The sequence below is a fragment of the Oscillatoria sp. FACHB-1407 genome, from assembly GCF_014697545.1.
In the GTDB taxonomy this organism is placed as follows: Bacteria; Cyanobacteriota; Cyanobacteriia; order Elainellales; family Elainellaceae; genus FACHB-1407.
On the sequence record NZ_JACJSA010000020.1, the window covers coordinates 118,151 to 134,706 of the forward strand.

Annotated in this window: 16 protein-coding genes; 11 read left to right on the plus strand and 5 right to left on the minus strand. The window is 48.8% G+C overall.

Annotated elements, in window-relative coordinates; translation table 11 throughout:
- Window positions 1–321 precede the first annotated feature (321 nt).
- Both H6G89_RS26185 and H6G89_RS26190 read right to left on the minus strand, forming a co-directional pair.
- A complete protein-coding gene (locus tag H6G89_RS26185; RefSeq protein ID WP_190512137.1) occupies window positions 322–3,402 on the minus strand; it encodes a DUF1574 domain-containing protein in 3,081 nt (1,026 codons plus the stop codon).
- A gap of 131 nt (window positions 3,403–3,533) precedes the next feature.
- A complete protein-coding gene (locus H6G89_RS26190; RefSeq protein ID WP_190512139.1) occupies window positions 3,534–4,157 on the minus strand; it encodes a methyltransferase domain-containing protein in 624 nt (207 codons plus the stop codon).
- A gap of 641 nt (window positions 4,158–4,798) precedes the next feature.
- Here H6G89_RS26190 and H6G89_RS26195 point away from each other — a divergent pair.
- From H6G89_RS26195 to H6G89_RS26205, 3 genes are read left to right on the plus strand one after another with little or no spacing between them, the layout of a single operon-like run.
- The gene (locus H6G89_RS26195; RefSeq protein WP_190512140.1) at window positions 4,799–5,494 is read left to right on the plus strand and encodes a MotA/TolQ/ExbB proton channel family protein; all 696 of its coding nucleotides are present in this window, start codon (window positions 4,799–4,801) and stop codon (window positions 5,492–5,494) included.
- Window positions 5,495–5,518: 24 nt separating this feature from the next.
- Window positions 5,519–5,929, plus strand: a complete 411-nt coding sequence (locus tag H6G89_RS26200; protein ID WP_190512142.1) for an ExbD/TolR family protein — start codon at window positions 5,519–5,521, stop codon at window positions 5,927–5,929.
- A 29-nt stretch (window positions 5,930–5,958) separates the two neighbouring features.
- Window positions 5,959–6,393, plus strand: coding sequence for an ExbD/TolR family protein (locus tag H6G89_RS26205; protein WP_190512145.1), 435 nt, complete (start codon window positions 5,959–5,961; stop codon window positions 6,391–6,393).
- Between the two features lie 82 nt (window positions 6,394–6,475).
- Here the strand turns inward: H6G89_RS26205 and H6G89_RS26210 are convergent, their stop codons facing one another.
- Window positions 6,476–7,546 (minus strand): hypothetical protein, encoded by a 1,071-nt coding sequence (locus tag H6G89_RS26210; RefSeq protein ID WP_190512147.1) that lies wholly within the window; start codon window positions 7,544–7,546, stop codon window positions 6,476–6,478.
- A gap of 810 nt (window positions 7,547–8,356) precedes the next feature.
- Here H6G89_RS26210 and pstS point away from each other — a divergent pair.
- The 6 genes from pstS (at window position 8,357) to H6G89_RS26240 (ending at window position 13,475) form a co-directional block, all read left to right on the plus strand.
- Window positions 8,357–9,415, plus strand: coding sequence for a phosphate ABC transporter substrate-binding protein PstS (gene pstS / locus H6G89_RS26215; protein ID WP_190512149.1), 1,059 nt, complete (start codon window positions 8,357–8,359; stop codon window positions 9,413–9,415).
- A gap of 133 nt (window positions 9,416–9,548) precedes the next feature.
- A complete protein-coding gene (gene pstC / locus H6G89_RS26220) occupies window positions 9,549–10,529 on the plus strand; it encodes a phosphate ABC transporter permease subunit PstC (protein WP_190512151.1) in 981 nt (326 codons plus the stop codon).
- Between the two features lie 51 nt (window positions 10,530–10,580).
- Window positions 10,581–11,507, plus strand: a complete 927-nt coding sequence (gene pstA / locus H6G89_RS26225; RefSeq protein WP_190512153.1) for a phosphate ABC transporter permease PstA — start codon at window positions 10,581–10,583, stop codon at window positions 11,505–11,507.
- Window positions 11,508–11,592: 85 nt separating this feature from the next.
- Window positions 11,593–12,369 carry a phosphate ABC transporter ATP-binding protein PstB gene (gene pstB / locus H6G89_RS26230; protein ID WP_190512219.1) on the plus strand — a complete coding sequence of 259 codons (777 nt, stop codon included), beginning with the start codon at window positions 11,593–11,595 and terminating at the stop codon, window positions 12,367–12,369.
- Between the two features lie 531 nt (window positions 12,370–12,900).
- Window positions 12,901–13,137 (plus strand): hypothetical protein, encoded by a 237-nt coding sequence (locus H6G89_RS26235; protein WP_190512155.1) that lies wholly within the window; start codon window positions 12,901–12,903, stop codon window positions 13,135–13,137.
- Window positions 13,137–13,475, plus strand: coding sequence for a type II toxin-antitoxin system PemK/MazF family toxin (locus H6G89_RS26240; protein ID WP_242060125.1), 339 nt, complete (start codon window positions 13,137–13,139; stop codon window positions 13,473–13,475). The genes H6G89_RS26235 and H6G89_RS26240 overlap by 1 nt, the downstream gene beginning before the upstream one ends.
- A gap of 228 nt (window positions 13,476–13,703) precedes the next feature.
- Here the strand turns inward: H6G89_RS26240 and H6G89_RS26245 are convergent, their stop codons facing one another.
- Both H6G89_RS26245 and H6G89_RS26250 read right to left on the minus strand, forming a co-directional pair.
- A complete protein-coding gene (locus H6G89_RS26245; protein ID WP_190512159.1) occupies window positions 13,704–14,852 on the minus strand; it encodes a methyltransferase domain-containing protein in 1,149 nt (382 codons plus the stop codon).
- Window positions 14,853–14,870: 18 nt separating this feature from the next.
- Entirely contained in the window at window positions 14,871–15,074 is a 204-nt protein-coding gene (locus H6G89_RS26250; RefSeq protein ID WP_190512161.1) for a hypothetical protein, read from the minus strand.
- A gap of 63 nt (window positions 15,075–15,137) precedes the next feature.
- Here H6G89_RS26250 and H6G89_RS35905 point away from each other — a divergent pair, with 63 nt between their 5' ends.
- A complete protein-coding gene (locus H6G89_RS35905) occupies window positions 15,138–15,269 on the plus strand; it encodes a hypothetical protein (RefSeq protein WP_255519512.1) in 132 nt (43 codons plus the stop codon).
- A gap of 86 nt (window positions 15,270–15,355) precedes the next feature.
- A complete protein-coding gene (locus H6G89_RS26255; protein ID WP_190512171.1) occupies window positions 15,356–16,351 on the plus strand; it encodes a multicopper oxidase domain-containing protein in 996 nt (331 codons plus the stop codon).
- Window positions 16,352–16,556: the final 205 nt, after the last annotated feature.

Genomic DNA, 16,556 nt, shown 5'->3' on the forward strand with positions numbered 1-16,556 from the left:
TCAAATCCTGATTCTGGGGGAGCTTTCCGACTTGCCTCCGCCCCATAGCATATGGCTACGGCTATAGTTCCTCAGAAAGTACCGAATTCTACGGAGATTTTTGATTATCTACATGTAATCTTTAGATTTATTCGTGCTAGAGAATTTAGAGTACAGGATGTATAGCATTCAGGTCAGTTGGGCAAACCCTGAATTCTCTGTCGTTTGCACTAATATAGGTGTGGTCAGAAAGCGTAAGGCAAAGGCAATGGCTCAAACCCTGGATGGGAAGGCTTCTGACTCGTCTCCGCCCTATCAAATGTGGCTACGGCTATATCCGTTTTAGGGCAACCAGGGGATCATTGGGTCTTGTGCAAGGCGGGTCGAGACGGCTTGTGCCCCATAGCGGTTTAGGTGGCTGGGATCAGAGAAGTAGGTGTAGCGATCGACCCACTGTTCACCCAGGTCACGGAAGATCAACCCCTGCTGAGTCAGCGACACGTTCAGCATGTACTGCCTGAATTCTTGCTCGTGTTGCAAGCGCACGGGGTCAAGATAGTCATCGGTCAACGGCAGATTTACAAACACAACCGGGACATTGTGCGATCGCGTGTAGTTGAGCAAGTTTTGTAGAGCGATCGCCTGTTTGCCCTCAATCTGAAAATCCTTGTAGTCGCTGTCATAGGCTCCGGCGACTCTGGCATATTGCTGATAATACGTGGCGGGATTGAATCGCACAGCCAGAGGCAAAAATCCATTCACATCAATCAACCCCTGACCTGCATTGGCTAACGACTGCGGGTCATTGGGGTCTTCTCCAGTCGGCACGATGGGGGATGGCTCTGGTAGCCATGCGGTAAGCCCCTGCTGCACCATTGCTTTGAGGCGATCGCGATCGGTGTGAGCAGCAGACATACTGGCAAGGCGATCGCTAAGCCATCCATCAATTTCTTGATAGCTTGCCGTTAACGAGGCTCCAAACCCCTCGGTTCCTGCAACGCCCGGCATTTCTGTTTCACTCAGTTGGGTTTCTTCAGCTGAGAGGTTGGGGTTTTCCTGAACGATAGCGCGATAGCCCTCTGACAGCACAACGCCGTTGTAGGTGACGTCCAACGTGCTGCTGTTAAAGGCGCGGGCTCCATCTGCCCAGATGATCAACCGGGGCAACTGATCTGGGGTGAGAATGCGCCGCACAATTAGATCAATGACTTGAGCGGTTGCCCCATTCACCCCATAGTTAAACACACTGACGTCGGTGTAACCTAATTTCTCCAGTTCTTGCTTTAACACAACAGGGTCAACTCCCCGCAAAGCTCTGGAACTGCCGACGATTAATACATCGGTTGGGCCTGAGTCGAGCGTGAGTTGGTGATAAAGCGCAACTTTTTGATCAAGCTGTTCGCTGTTGAAGGTGGGAAAGGGAGACTCTGCGGCTAATGCTGAGGCGTTTGCAGGGGCTTCGGCTAACGGAGTTTCCTCGATGAAGGTGTCTTCATCCGTCAACACAGGACTGATGGGAGTGGTCGTGTCGGGGGAGGTTTCCGGCAGGGGAACAGCGACCACAGGCGGTGAGACGACCTGGGTTACAGATTGGCGTTCTTTCAGGTGGTGCAGCAGGCGATCGCCCTGGAAGGTCAACAAAATCCCGATTGTGCCCCAAATCAGAGCCACTTTTGCCCCCTGATAGTGAGATGGGGTATAGCGACTCAAAGCCGATTCTTCAGGGGCAGGGGACACCAGGGTTTGGTTTTCGGGTAGGGGCGCAAACAACTGCGATCGCACCAGAGCCATCTGCATCTTTTGCCCCAATTTCTCGCGGAATGTTTTCCAGGCATCGCGCAGATCGGCGGGGGTCAACTCAGACCGCAAAATCTCATCGCTGGATTGAGCGACCAGATCGGCAACATAGACATCCGTTGCGGCAAACTCTGGAGCGGGTTCTGGGACGAGACGGTTGCGCGATCCCCAGTCTACGCCGTAACTCCAGAGAGGACGCTTTTGCCCCGCTCGTCGCCCATAGATGCGAATCCCCAAAATGCCAGGAAGATGGAACCGCTTCAGCAGTTTGACAATGGTGCTGCTGACTCGCTGCTGATCTGGGCAAACGGGAGCATCGGTCATGATGTGCAGCAAATCCTCGCGCTGCAACAGTTGGATGCGAATCCCCCCGGTGGCGATTTGTTGGTCAAGATCAGGATTGAGCGCACACAGCAGCAAGAAGGCGATCGCATCCCAATCCCCCTGTTGTGCCAGGGTTAAGGTGGGTTCCGCCAGGGCAGCGTGTTCAGCAGCAGGCAGGTTTAGCCAATCGATCCAGGCGGGTGCTTCTTCCCCAATGGCCTGTCCATAGATCGTTGCTGCTTGAATACCCTGTGGTCCCAGGGTTTCCAGGAGTGGCGCGATAATTGCCCGTACCGTTGCCTGATCCGGTGCCTCAGTGGTCGAAATACGAGGATTCAGACAACATGAGAGATGCAACGTTGCATCTCTGAGGGTGCTGGTTGACAGTTGAATGTCGCGATCGCTCAGGGCATGGCGCAGAAGTCGGGCGATCGCCCCGACATCACCCCAGCGTGCCCGTTCCCGCAGCATCTCCACAGGAGGGGTCAAGTCTACACGCAAAAGCCAGTCGGGTTCTGCCTCCCCGGTCACCTGAATGCAGATCACCGCATCGCGAAAATCATCTAACTCCAGATCGCGCAACTGCCGCGCCATTGGCTCCCCAATCGCAACAGGGTCAGGACTATAGAGCGACTCGCAGACGATCCAGAGCCGTCGCGTCGAAACTCGACTCACCGACACCGTATTCAATAAACCGGGGGTGGGAACGGTGGTTTCAAAGGGCAAAGTTTTAACGCTGACTCTGACGGCAATGCCCAGTGTGCTGATGCGCTCACTCAGGTAACGGGCGATCGCATTGGGATGTCCTCGTTTTGCTTGGCTGCGAGTAGAGAGCACGATGGCTCCCCCCGTTGCATCAGACGTTCTAACTGAGGCCGCATCAGGGGCGATTGTAGCGGTGTGGGTTCCCGTTGAGCGGGTGGCGGTGGATAGAGCCAGTCTGGAGTTAGCCCGATATTGTTTTAGCTGCTCCAGATGGCGATCGAGTTGGTCGAGATGAATCCGATAAGACCAGGCAGGTCGCTCCTCACCCAGCGTGCGCCCATAGAGCAACACCTGATAAATCGGTGGATGGTCTGCGGGCAAAAAACTGTTGATGTCGGTCTGATATAGCGCAGGGATCAGTCGATTGAGGGCGATCGCTCGATTGAGGCAGGGCTTGCTCTCACACAACACATGCAAGTGGTTGCCTTTGATCCGAAACTGCACCCAAATGCCACCACGCTCAAGCATTCGGCGCAACCACTGCGCCAAAGGGGATTTGTCATTAGAAGGGGACTGCTCTGATGCCGAATTCAACATTCGTGGTTTGATTGAGCGGGTTTAAGTGAAATGGCTTAAGTCTGATTTTTAAATACGATAGCTAAAAGCCAGGAGCGATCGCGTGATTTTGCCTTATAGGGATACCATACTATTGACTGTTTTCAACAGAATTACGTTTTTTTAACACGCAATCGTCCCAAATATTCCTCATTCTGACGGTTTGCAACGGAATCCGTCACGTTCTTCAGTGACAGAATTTCAAAATCAGGACTAAATCGCTGATGAATCTCGTCTACGCGACCGCCAAAAGGGGGACCATCGGGGCGATCGTGCAACCAAAATAGGGCGATCAGTTCCCCATGAGGACGCAACAGATCCCTGACCAGATGCACGTAGGCAGAGCGTAGTTCCAGGGGAATAGCGCAAAAACAGGTGTGCTCCAGAACATAATCAAACTGATTGGCAAACTCGTGAGGTAGCTCAAAAATATCGCGTTGTAGAAATTGGGCAGAAATCTCCTGTGCCTCTGCTAAAGCAGTTGATTGGGCAATCGCAGACGGAGCAAAATCAAACCCAACCACTTCAAATCCGTGCTTGGCGAACCAGAGGGCATCATGTCCTTTTCCTGATCCTAAAACTGCCATCCGTCCGGGCGGAGGTGCATCTGCTGATTGCAACAACTGGACGAAGGGAGGAGCAGGTTGCCCCAAATCCCATCGGGTTGATCCGGTTTGATAACGTTCCTCCCAAAAGTGAGGGGAACGAGGAGTAGAGATAGGCGATGGCTCAGACATAGGAAAAGACGAAGGAAAAGAGAAGACGGAAAAAGGAAAAGAGAAGAGAGAAGAAGGAAAAAAGAGACATTTGCCACGGGTCTTGACTTAACCAGAAACACCCGTACTTGGAACTGATGCGAAGCGGGTCTTTGGGTTCACTGAAACACCTTCTGCTAGGGGGTTTGGGGGAGACTCCCCCAATGCCTGGTTCTCAACCTTATTCAGTAACCGAGTGTCTCATTAACAGAGCAAAGATGTGTGTACACCGTAGCTTAGAAAGGGGGCTTCCAGAATTTTCCCTTTTTAAGAGGGGCTAAGGGGGAGAACAAAGTTTTAGGCTTCAAGTGCATCAGGCCTATCTGTATTCAGCAACACCGATAAAGGATGGTTCAGAATTTAGGGTTAGCGTGTGCATTAGAGGCAGAGCCTCCGTCACTCCATTTCTAAGCAAGAGTTTGGCAACGAGGTTTGTAAGAAATTTGTTGACAAAGAGAGTGACCGAAGAGGGATAAACGACAATACTTCTCAATTAAGTGAATTAATTTCAAGTTAGGATCTTCATTACCCTTTCTTAACCAGGGTGACAGGTAATTCAGGTATGCTAACGGTGAATACCCCGATTTGTTAAGCTTTCCAAACTCTCAACCCTGCCGAATTTTATGTCTACTTTGTTTGAATTGGTTGTCAAAGGTGGTCCTGTTATGATCCCCTTGGTGGGGTTGTCTGTCGCCACGATCGCCTGTGGTTTGGAACGAAGCTGGTTCTGGTACAAGTTTTTGTCTCAAGAAAAGCGTATTGTTCACGATGTATTAGAAGCCGCTCGCTACGATCTTGACAAGGCAGCATCGATCGCTGAACGAGCGCAAGATCTCCCCATTGGCCGCTTTCTGTTAGCTCCGTTGAAGTTGAAAAATGCCAGTGCTGAAACTTTTCGGCTAGCCATGGAGGCGGCGGGCGATCGCGAGTTTGCCCAGATGCGAAAGGGAGACAAGCTCCTGGAAACTGTGGTGGCACTTGCTCCATTGTTAGGTCTGTTGGGAACGGTAACGGGTCTAATCAATACCTTCAACAACCTCAATGTGGGCGGCGGTGGTACAACCGAGCAAGCAACGGCAGCAGCAGCGGGGATTGGGGAAGCGTTGATCACGACCGCAGCAGGAATGATTGTTGCAATCATTGCTCTGGGATTTTTTCGGGCGTTGGTTTCACTCCAATCTCAGCAGATGGACTACTTTTCCAATGTCGGGTCTGAGTTAGAGCTGATCTACCGTCAAGATTGGTATGAGCCTGCTCTGATAGAAGAAGACAAAGAGCATAACGTCCTCACTGCTAGTGGTGTTGGTCATGGCTCCTGATCGAGGAAGTTGAGCGATCGCATTATGAGATTCAGAGACCGCAACAAAAACTCTCAAATGCTTGAGATTGAGTTGACCCCAATGCTCAACGTGATGATGGGCATTCTGGCATTCTTTGTCATGATCACGATGACTCTAACTGTAGAACAAGGGGTTGAGGTTGAGTTACCTAACAGTGCTGAGAATGCTCCTCCCACTACAGCGGAACCTGACCCTCTAATCGTACAATTAGACGCTCAGGGACAGCTATTGCTCAACAATCAACCTTTCACCGAAGACCAACTATCTCCTCAAATTCAGGCTTATCTGACTAGTAATCGTGCGGGATTTGTAGTTCTGCAAGCCTCACCTGACTTGCCTTATGAGCAGGTAATCAGACTGTTGGGAGATTTGAAGGAAATTGGGGGCGATCGCGTTTCCCTGGCAATCGAATAGAGAAATTTTAGCCACCCGATTTGACAATCATGCGGTTTAACAATCGACAGGGTAACAAAGACTTACCACAAGTCAATCTAATTCCCATGATGGACGTGCTGATGACCGTTCTGACTTTTTTCATCATTGTTTCAATGACGCTGACAGGTCAGGTTGTCAATGTTTTCTTGCCAGAGGCAAACTCATCTGGGGGTGAAGGACAAGGAGAGGGGGAAGATGCCTCAATGGCACAGCTTGTTGTGGGTCTGAATGCAGAAAAGCAAATCTTACTCAGCAATCAAGTCGCAACTACTGACCAACTAGTGCAAGAAATGCAAACCTACTTTCAGGAAAACCCAGAAGGAATGGTAACCCTCAAAGCCGATCGCTCACTAACCTACCGGGATGTAGCAGATGTGCTCAAAGTCATGCGAGATGTCGGGGGTGGTCGTGTTTCTCTGGGTGTCGAAAGTACTGCAAATTAGGTACAGCAACCGCCAGGAGGCTAAAGCCGTAATCTCCATCTCCAATTGCTCAAAGCAATTGGAGATGTCGTTCTTTGGGGAATTACTGTGGGGGTTTTTCCCACACAAAAATCACCGTATCTCGACCGTTTGTGGCAGGTACAAGACTGATGTAACCTGTTACCCCATCTCGTTGGAGTTGGTATAACAATCCCCCGCCATAATTGCCTTGAGGAGCAATTTCATAGGCACCAATCTCTAGCAAATTCTGTAACTCGTTGGTGAAAAGAGCTTGCGGATCAGTTTGCCCAAGTGCTACGACAGCTCGACGCACTTCAGACCGGAGTTCTGGCTCAATATAAAACCCACCCTCATCAGATCCGAGACTGGCAAAAAATGCATTGGGTTGGCTCAGCAATAGACCTGGTTCACTGACCCGTTCAAATGCAGGATTAGGATTATCTGCGTCAATATCTGGAATAGGCAATTCGGTAAAGAATTGGGCTACCTCTGGAGGCTCAACACTAACGCTGCCCAGATCCGCCGGTAAAGGTTGCGGCGTAATGAGAATATTGGTTCCTACATCCGTTGGGTTTGAGAGCAAGGTCAAGTACTGTGTCGTCCCCTGGCGGGATACCTCGTACACCACACGATTAGCTTCACTTTCAAAAGCGGCAGCCGTGTAGCCTTTAGCAGCCAGTTCTCGTTCAAACCAGCTATCGACAGCACGAATGGCATCTGACGTATTTTGCCCCTGCGAGGCAAAGGCAGGAGGTAAGCCTACGGTTCCGGTGCGTGCCCCTGGATAGCGAGGGAAGTCGCGCAAGAAGTCATTAGCGGGGGGAGCTGTCGGAGCGACTGGGGTTGTTGGAGCCGCTGCTACAGGTTCCTGACGGTTCGATCGCACCGGAGGAGGAGCATTGCGGCGAGCTGGAGGCGCGTTTACCCGTGCTCGGGGCAATACGGATGGACGCGGACGAGGAGCGGGCGTTGCTCGGGGTGAGGGGGATGGTTGAGCAACGGGCTGATCCGCAGGGGGTAACTGGGTCAGCGTAACAGTTTCTTCTTCTGGCTCTGCTGGGGCTTCAGGCTCAGATGATCCAAACGGTACAAAGAACAATAGACCGTGCAGGACCAGGGAAAGGAGGAGCATTGGACGGAGCCAGGCTTGCATTGAAGACTGCAAGTTTTTCATAGGGTAAGACTGAGCCATGTTTGACGGAAATCGTTGAATAACACCCAGAATGAATGAATTTCAAAAATGAAAATGAGCGATCGCTTGATACACAAGCTAATCTGACCTGATTAAAGAACTGAATCAGCCACTTTGCAAGGTGAGGATGATACCAAACGATTTGAATCTTTGAGAATAGAGGTTCCTAATTTGAAAGAATCACTTGTACCAACGGAAAATGTAGTATGGTACTCCATCTCCGATCTGTCTTGAAACTTTCATCTAGATTAAGAGGAGTTTAATAGAAACCTTAAAGTTCAACCAAATCCTATTTTTATAATCCTAATATGAAAGCGGCAAGAAAGTTAGAGATAACGGATAAATGCTCTGACAAAACTATTAGCTGTGACCTGTAGGGATTTTTGTATAGCATCAAAAAAACCGATTATACAAAGATTTGGGCGACATCAAAAGTAATGTAAGCCTGGAGAAGCTCAAAATTTAGAGACTCTTCTCAGTAAGAAGGTTATCTAAAACTTCAGCGGTTAGTTGAAGGGAAGCCGTGATATTTTTGAAGGGGGGTTTCGTGTTTTATATCAAGATAAGTTGAAATAATATTCATTGATTTTGAGTTATTTTTTTTAGGAAAAATGGGCAAATCAAAGTATTTTACCTCCGCTAAATCAAACCTTAAACAGATATTAATTTTGCAATTAACTAATTTAACCAGACAAGTTGTACCTTGTTCTTTGAAAACGTGAATTGTGTATTCAACAACATAGTGGTTTCCTGTTAGAGGAAGAAAGAGAAATGGTATTTTCCAACATTCTTCGCAGTAAAATTCTCCGCCGCATTCTCCTTGCGGTGATGGTCGCTGCTGCGATCGCCCTTAGCCCTGTTTTGTCCACCTATGCTCAAAGTGCCATTAGTCTCAATGGTGCTGGTGCAACCTTCCCCGCACCATTGTACGAGCGTTATTTCAGCGAATTTACTCGCGCAAATCCCAACATTCGAGTTAACTATCAAGCCATCGGTAGTGGTGGCGGTATCCGTCAGACAATTGCTGAAACCGTAGACTTTGGTGGTAGCGATGCGGCAATGACGGATGCTCAGATTGCACAAGTCGATCGTGGTATCATCCTCGTGCCCACAGCAGGTGGAGCAGTTTCTATCACCTATAACCTGCCTGGAATTGACAACCTCAGATTGTCTCGTTCTGTCTATCCCGATATTTTCTCTGGTCGGATTACTCGCTGGAACGATCCTCGGATTGTTGCTGACAACCCTGGAGTGAACTTGCCTGACCTGCCAATTCGCACAGCTGTTCGTGCCGATGGTAGTGGTACAACTTTCATCTTCACTAACAACCTCAGTGCTGTTAGCCCCTACTTTAGAGGTCGTATTGGCGTTGGTACGGCTCCTCGTTGGACGACCAACCCAATTACAGGTCGTGGTAATCCGGGTGTGGCTGCACAGGTCGCTAGAACTCGTGGAGCGATCGGATACGTTGAATATGCTTACGCTAAGCAAAACAACTTACAAGTTGCATCCCTAGAGAACAAAGCAGGTCAATTTGTTGCTCCTTCCTTGCAGGCAACTGAAGAAGCGTTATCAGCAGTTGAATTCCCTGATAACTTCCGCGTGTTTGTTGGTGATCCTGATCGTGGATATCCAATTTCTGGTTTGACCTGGCTGATGGTTTATCGTCAGTACGAACAAGCTGGTAAAGCGGCTGCAATCAAGAGAATGGTTGAGTGGATTTTGACAGACGGTCAAGAAATCAATAACACACTCGACTATCTGCGGATTCCTGAGGCGGTTGCTCGTCGTGCGATCGAAACGGTCAATCGTGAGGTGACAGGTCCTTAATTGACGGGCGTGTCAGGTGTGACAGATTCTTCTGTCCAAGGATCTTGATAATCTTTTAGGGCGCGGTTTAACCCGTGCCCTTCTCCATCTCTTGATCAAATTTACTCGTGCTGTTTACGGTTGGAGCCTTGATATGACTGCTGGAACTCCTGAAGACTTGCAAAACACCAGTTCTCTTGACTTAACCAGCACTGAGGATGAAGGGTTGTGGCTTGACGTTGCCTTTACCTGGCTAGTCCGGCTTTTTGCATTTTGTACGATCGCCATCATGGTTTGGATGACGGTCGTGATCTTTCAACAGGCATTTCCTGCAATTCAAGAATTTGGGATAGGCTTCCTGTGGAGTCAGGAGTGGGATGTGGGAGCCCTGCTGTTTGGAGCGTTGCCCTACATTTATGGCACACTTGCCACATCCACTATCGCCCTTCTAATCGCCATTCCGATTGGATTGTCAGTGGCACTGGTTACGAGTGAGAATTTTTTGCCTCCCTGGGTGCGATCGCCCATTGCCTTTCTGGTTGAGTTAATTGCTGCTATTCCCAGCGTAATTATTGGGTTGTGGGGCATTTTTGTATTGATCCCCTTCCTGTTGCCGATCACGCTCTGGCTGCATAACACGTTAGGGTGGATTCCCCTCTTCAGTACTGAACCGTTTGGGCCAGGGCTACTGCCCGCAGGTGTCATTCTGGCTATTATGATCCTGCCAACCATGGCAGCGATCAGCCGCGAGGTCTTAATTGCAGTGCCCGGTGAGTTACGCAGTGCCTCCGGGGCGTTAGGAGCAACCCGTTGGGAAACCATTTTCCGAGTCATTTTGCCCGCTGGATTGTCCGGCACTCTGGGAGCAGCTACCCTGGCACTAGGGCGAGCCCTGGGAGAGACGATGGCGGTCACGATGGTGATTGGTAACTCACCACTGATCAGTATTTCTTTACTCGACCCTGCTTCCAGCATCCCATCGCTGTTAGCTAATCAATTTGCTGAGGCACTGGATGATTTACACATTGGTGCTCTGATGTATCTCGCACTTATCCTATTCGTGTTGACACTCGTTGTTAATATCATTGCAGTGTTAATGGTGCGGTTTTTAAGTCCGAATTTACGGGAGAGTTAATCATCAATCCATACTTGTGCTTCTCATTGATTCATCCTTAAGTATTCCACCATGACAAATTCGCCTCCGTTATCTGTTTCCCCCCTCGAAAACGATCCGGTGAATGACCTGAGTAGTCCTTTACCCATGAAGCGTCGCTTATTCAGCATTGGCATGACGACGCTCGCGTTTGTGTTGGCAGCGATCGCCCTTTTACCTCTGGGTGCCGTGTTGGTTGAGATTCTCAAACAGGGTTTACCCAATCTGCGCTGGGAAGTGCTTGTCTCCTTGCCTGCTCCTATTGGGATGGAAGACGTATCCAATGGGTTTGGGAATGCTATCGTCGGCACCTTTATCATGGTGGGTTTGGCCGCTCTGTTCAGTGTGCCTGTGGGGATGTTAGCTGCTATCTTTTTGTCGGAATTTGGGCAGAAAGCAGCCGTCACAGAAACGATTCGGTTTATAGTAACGGTGTTGAGTGGGGTGCCCTCGATCGTTGTTGGGGTGTTTGCCTACGGGGTCATTGTCTTCACGACAAAACAGTTCTCAGCGATCGCCGGTAGCTTTGCCTTAGCAGTCGTCATGTTGCCCATCATCGTTCTCTCAACTGAAGAAGCATTGAAGCTTGTTCCCACCAATCAACGGCTTGCCTCGTCTGCATTAGGAGCCAACCGTCTGCAAACGACGTTGCGAGTGGTCGTTACCTCCGCGTTGCCAGGTATCACGACAGGCATTCTTCTCGCTATTGCGCGTGCAGCAGGTGAAACGGCTCCCTTACTCTTTACAGCCCTGTTTAGCCAAAACTGGCCCGATCCTTTACCAGGGGGATTGTTTAGCCCCATGCCGTCGATGTCCGTTCTGATTTATAACTACGCCAATTCTCCATTTGTGGAGCAAAACCAGATGGCCTGGACAGCATCTCTCGTTTTAGTTGGGCTAGTCCTGCTCACCAGCATTCTCTCTCGTTTGGTTACTCGTCAACGATCCACTTCTCGCTAAAGATTGATAACGTATGTCATCCGATTCCCATTCCCTCAATTCAACAGGTGCATCAACCGACACTCTCCACTCCGAAGACTCAGATATGGATATTTCTCCAGCTATGCGTGTGCAAAATTTGAGCTTCTACTATGGCACTCGTAAAGTGCTAGAGGGAATCTCAATGGACATCGCGCAAAACAAAGTGACTGCCATTATTGGTCCCTCTGGTTGTGGTAAGTCAACCTTTATCAAATCCCTCAATCGTATTGGCGAACTTGAAACCACGGTCAGAGTTGAGGGCAAAGTTGAGTTTTTTGGGCAAGACCTGTATAGCAGTAAGGTCAACTTAAATCGGTTGCGTCGGCAGATCGGCATGGTGTTTCAAAAACCTAACCCGTTTAGCATGAGCGTTTATGAAAACGTGGCCTATGGCGTGCGGGTGGCGGGTGGAAAATCGAGAGCAGAACTGGATGCGATCGTAGAATCGTCCCTCAAAGGAGCGGCACTGTGGGATGAAGTGAAGGATCACCTCAACAAATCAGCGTTGGGGTTATCGGGTGGTCAACAGCAACGTCTTTGTATTGCTCGTGCACTGGCGATCAAGCCTAAGGTGGTGCTGATGGATGAACCCTGTTCTGCACTCGACCCGATCGCCACGATGAAGATTGAAGAACTGATTCACCAACTCAAAAAAGACTTCACCATTGTCATCGTCACCCACAATATGCAACAGGCATCCCGCGTGTCTGACTACACTGCATTTTTCAGCACAGATGAGAGTCGCATCGGACAAATGATTGAGTTTGGTCCAACGGCGCAAATCTTCCGCGCAGCCACTCAAGAACGCACTCGCGATTACGTTGAAGGACGATTTGGTTGAGGAAAAAAGAGAAGAAAGAAGAGAGAAAAGAAGAGAGAAGAGAGAAAAAAGAGTTAGTGTGAGTTGTCTTCGCAATGAGGTCTTATTCTTTGCGCTGAATAGATGTGCGATCGCTGATAGAGACAGGGCAATTATCCCGTAGGAATGTACACAAACGTATGAGAGAAAATGGGGCGATCGATAAGAATCAAAGCGTGCCTTTGTGAGAGAGCTTTCCATCACCCAATCAGAATTTGTAGTTGAGTAAAGCCAACACCTTCAGGTGCATCTGCTAATCCCAAATGGGAATCTGAAATTATGCGGAAAGATTCTCGCTATCTAGCTTGATCTGCCTATTGTGTGGAAATAATCGGCATAAGTAGCGCATTTGGGATCTTATGCGGAAAAGTTCAGTCTAAGAATAGTTAGCCCGCTACGTTTCTGGTCAGGACGTATAGGCAAGGTTATCTGATTGAGTTGCCTGGGCTAGTTCTTGCAGTTCCGGTATAACCAGGGTATAACTGAAGAGTAGGAATTACAGTTAAGGTCATTATGAAAACTGCAATTTCCCTTCCAGATTCAGTTTTTGATGAGGCGGAAGCACTGGCTCAGCAGTTGGGCTTGTCACGCAGCGAACTTTACACGAAAGCGTTACAAGCGTATTTGAAAAAGCACAATCGTAATCAAATCTTGCACAAGCTGAACCAAGTTTACTCACAGGAGTCTTCTGAACTAGAGCCTATAGCGGCAAAAATGCAATTTATGTCTCTCCCTCGTGAGGATTGGTAATGTATCGGGGAGAAATTTGGTGGGCGAATTTACCTGATCCAGTAGGTTCAGAGCCTGGATACCGTCGTCCTGTTTTAGTCGTTCAGGATGATACCTTTAATCAAAGCCGTATCAGTACAGTTATCGTTGTCATTATCACTTCAAATATTCGGTTGGCAGAAGCCCCAGGCAATGTACTGTTACCGAAAGGAGCAACAGGCTTATCTAGGGATTCCGTCGCTAATGTATCTCAAATTCTCACAGTCGATAAAACGTTCTTGGTTGAGTGTATTGGTTCCTTACCAAACGACTTGCAGGAGGAGATAGATGATGGACTACGAACAGTCTTGTATCTGTAGCAACGCCAGCTAACAAGTCGCTGCACCGGGACGCCGCAAGCTGGTCGGCTGAGTATTCAAAGCTATCAGCGTTCGGTGAGCTTGGTCGTTAATCGTCAATTGTCCATGGTTAAGGGTTAATTTTGAGGTGTTTGGCGAAGCTGTTGGCTGAACTATTGACCATTAATTATGGGCTATTGACCACTAACCCATTAATCTAATATCTCCATCGACCTTCGTTTTCTTTTTTCACTCTTCTTTTTTTCTTACCGTCATACAAAAGCAATTTTGGGCTAGTTCTGGGGTGGTAATAGCTTCTGGCAAAGCGGTGCAGCTAAGTTCTTGAAACTCGCTTCGCAATAGTGCTGCAACATCAATGTCATCATCTACCCAACCCAAATTAGACGGCACACAACGATAGTAGGCATTGACGATGTAAAATCGTCCACCGGGTTTGAGAACTTGCTTAATTCGAGCCAATTCCAGATGTGGATCATGGCAGTGCTGAATTACCCAAGTGCTATAGGCGTGATCCACCCGCAGACCATTTTGAATCAGGCGATCGAGCGCAACGGGTGAGCAGGTCATGAATTTGGGTGAGGCGACGTAGTCAATCGCAAATTGCAACATTTGCTGACTCATATCTACGCCCAAAACCAGGCAATCGTAACGGTTGATGACTTCCTTGGCTAACCGACCGATGCCACACCCAAAATCAAGGATTAAATCATTGGGTTTTGGGTGTAATTCTAAACCCAACTGCTCAGCCAGATAGGGAGTTTCAATCTGCCAGCGTTCTTCAGTGGTGGTTCCCTCTTCTGGCGTTAAAATAATGCCTTTTGCAGCATCCAGCGTATCGACATAAAACACCTCTGGCTTATAAATGGCTTTTGGAACAGGATTATCCTTCGCGTACTGCAACAAACCATTAATTTTTTGTGCTAACTCTGGATGTTCGTCTTGGAGTTCTGTCGCTGACTGCACCAAAACTTCAACCTCGTCTAACTTACCCTGACCCACCAACACGATCGCCAGGTTTTCGTAAGTCTCTGCCGAGTTAGGAATCTGCTGCAAGATTTGCTGATAGAGCAGTTCTGCTTCTGGTAGTTGATTTGTCGTTTGAAAGTGAAATGCTTCTTTGAATAATGTCCTTGCCCAATCTTGCACCAATGCGTCAACCTGATCCGGATGAGCGGGAGCGATCGCAGATAACCAGATGGCTTCTGCCTCTAACGGTTGCTGATGAAGCAACAATGCCATGCCCAGATACCAATATTGAGATGGCTCAGCCTCATCTGAGTTCTCTTCGTCCAAATATTGCTCGTACAGGTCGATCGCCTCAGCATAACGGCCCTGACGAAAATGTTCGATCGCCTGTTGGTGTTGAGTGTTATTCATGGGTGACGCTCTCAAACACTACTCAGACTCAGTTGTGGGGTCGTCTGACTCCGCATGGAAATGTAGAACAGGTAGGCGATCGCCCCGAAATAGCTCTTCACTGGCTTCTCCCACCTGCTGCATCAACTCTGCAAGAGCTTTACTGCCTAACAACACCGCTAAGACAGGTACAGTGCCAAGGCTGATCAAGATGTTAGAGGTTGTCTGAGAGGGATTTGCCATAGAAATATCTCAACAGGAGCTATTGCCCTTATCCTAACATTGCCGTTTCTAGGTTAATGGTCAATGGTCAATGGTCAATGGTCAATGGTCAATGGTCAATGGTCAATGGTCAATGGTCAATGGTCAATGGTCAATGGTCAATGGTCAATGGTTATTCTTCTCGCCCCTCACTCCTCTACCCCTAAAGCTTCTTGAGAATATTTGACAATAAGTAATTGATTCTCTATGCTGCGATCGGGGAAGAATGATGATCCCATTTCTCAATTTGTGTTGTATCTTCCATGCCAAACCCTTTTGCACCCGAAAAAAATACTCATTGGACTCGACGACGACTCCTCCAGGCTGGATTAGCAGGGGTGGGGTTAGGAGGGGCAGCGATCGCCCTCAATCAACTTCAATCTCGCTCCTCAATAAAGATTCCCCCGATTCCTCAGGAGGCGATGGCGGGTATTGACGGTATCTTTCCGATGCAAACGTTGCGGCAGTTTGATTACGGCACGGTCAAACAGGAAAATGGACGTACCATCCGCGAATTTCAGATTGAGGTAGGCACTAAACCGATTCAACTCAACAGTGCGGTGTCGTTTGTTTCCTGGTGTTTTAATGGGCAGGTGCCAGGACCGACCTTACGGGCACGGGAGGGCGATCGCGTTCGGGTGGTGTTTATGAATCGGGGTGGACACTCCCATTCGCTACACTTTCACGGCATCCACCCACCTGAAATGGATGGAATTCGCCCGATCCGCAATGACACTGCCTTTATCTACGAGTTTGATGCTGAGCCATTTGGTGTGCATCTCTATCACTGCCACATTGCCCCAGTCACGCGCCACATTGGGAAAGGATTGTATGGCATGTTTATCATCGACCCACCGCGCGATCGCCCTCCTGCGGATGAAATGGTGTTGATCATGGCAGGCTATGACACCAATGAGGACGGGCACAACGAGTTGTACGCTTTTAATGGCATTCCTAACTACTACATGCAGCACCCAATTCCAATTCAGCAGAATCAATTGGTGCGGTTGTATGTGTTGAATATGATTGAGTTTGATGTTGCTGCGACATTTCACCTGCACGCCAATCTGTTTCGTGTGTATCCCACTGGGAGAACGTTAGAACCAACCGTAGAAACAGATGTAGTGACGATGGGAACTGCTGAACGGCACATTTTGGAGTTTAGTAGCCGTTACACTGGAGAATTTATGTTTCATCCCCATCAAGATGTAATTGCTGAAGCTGGTTGTATGGGGCGTTTTAGCGTGGTCAGCGGATAAAGCAGTGAAAGCGTGAAGAGGTGAAGAGAAAGCAATTGCAGGGTGCTGTTAGCTCACCGTAACGCACTACAAAGAAACAAAAAATAGAGGAATGAGCGCACACTCATGAGATCCTCACAAGATCCTCACAAGATTTTGAGAAGAAGAGAGCAGTTGAGGCGATCAAGGAGTTTGAACCGATCCTTATTGTGCTCTATAGCCGTAG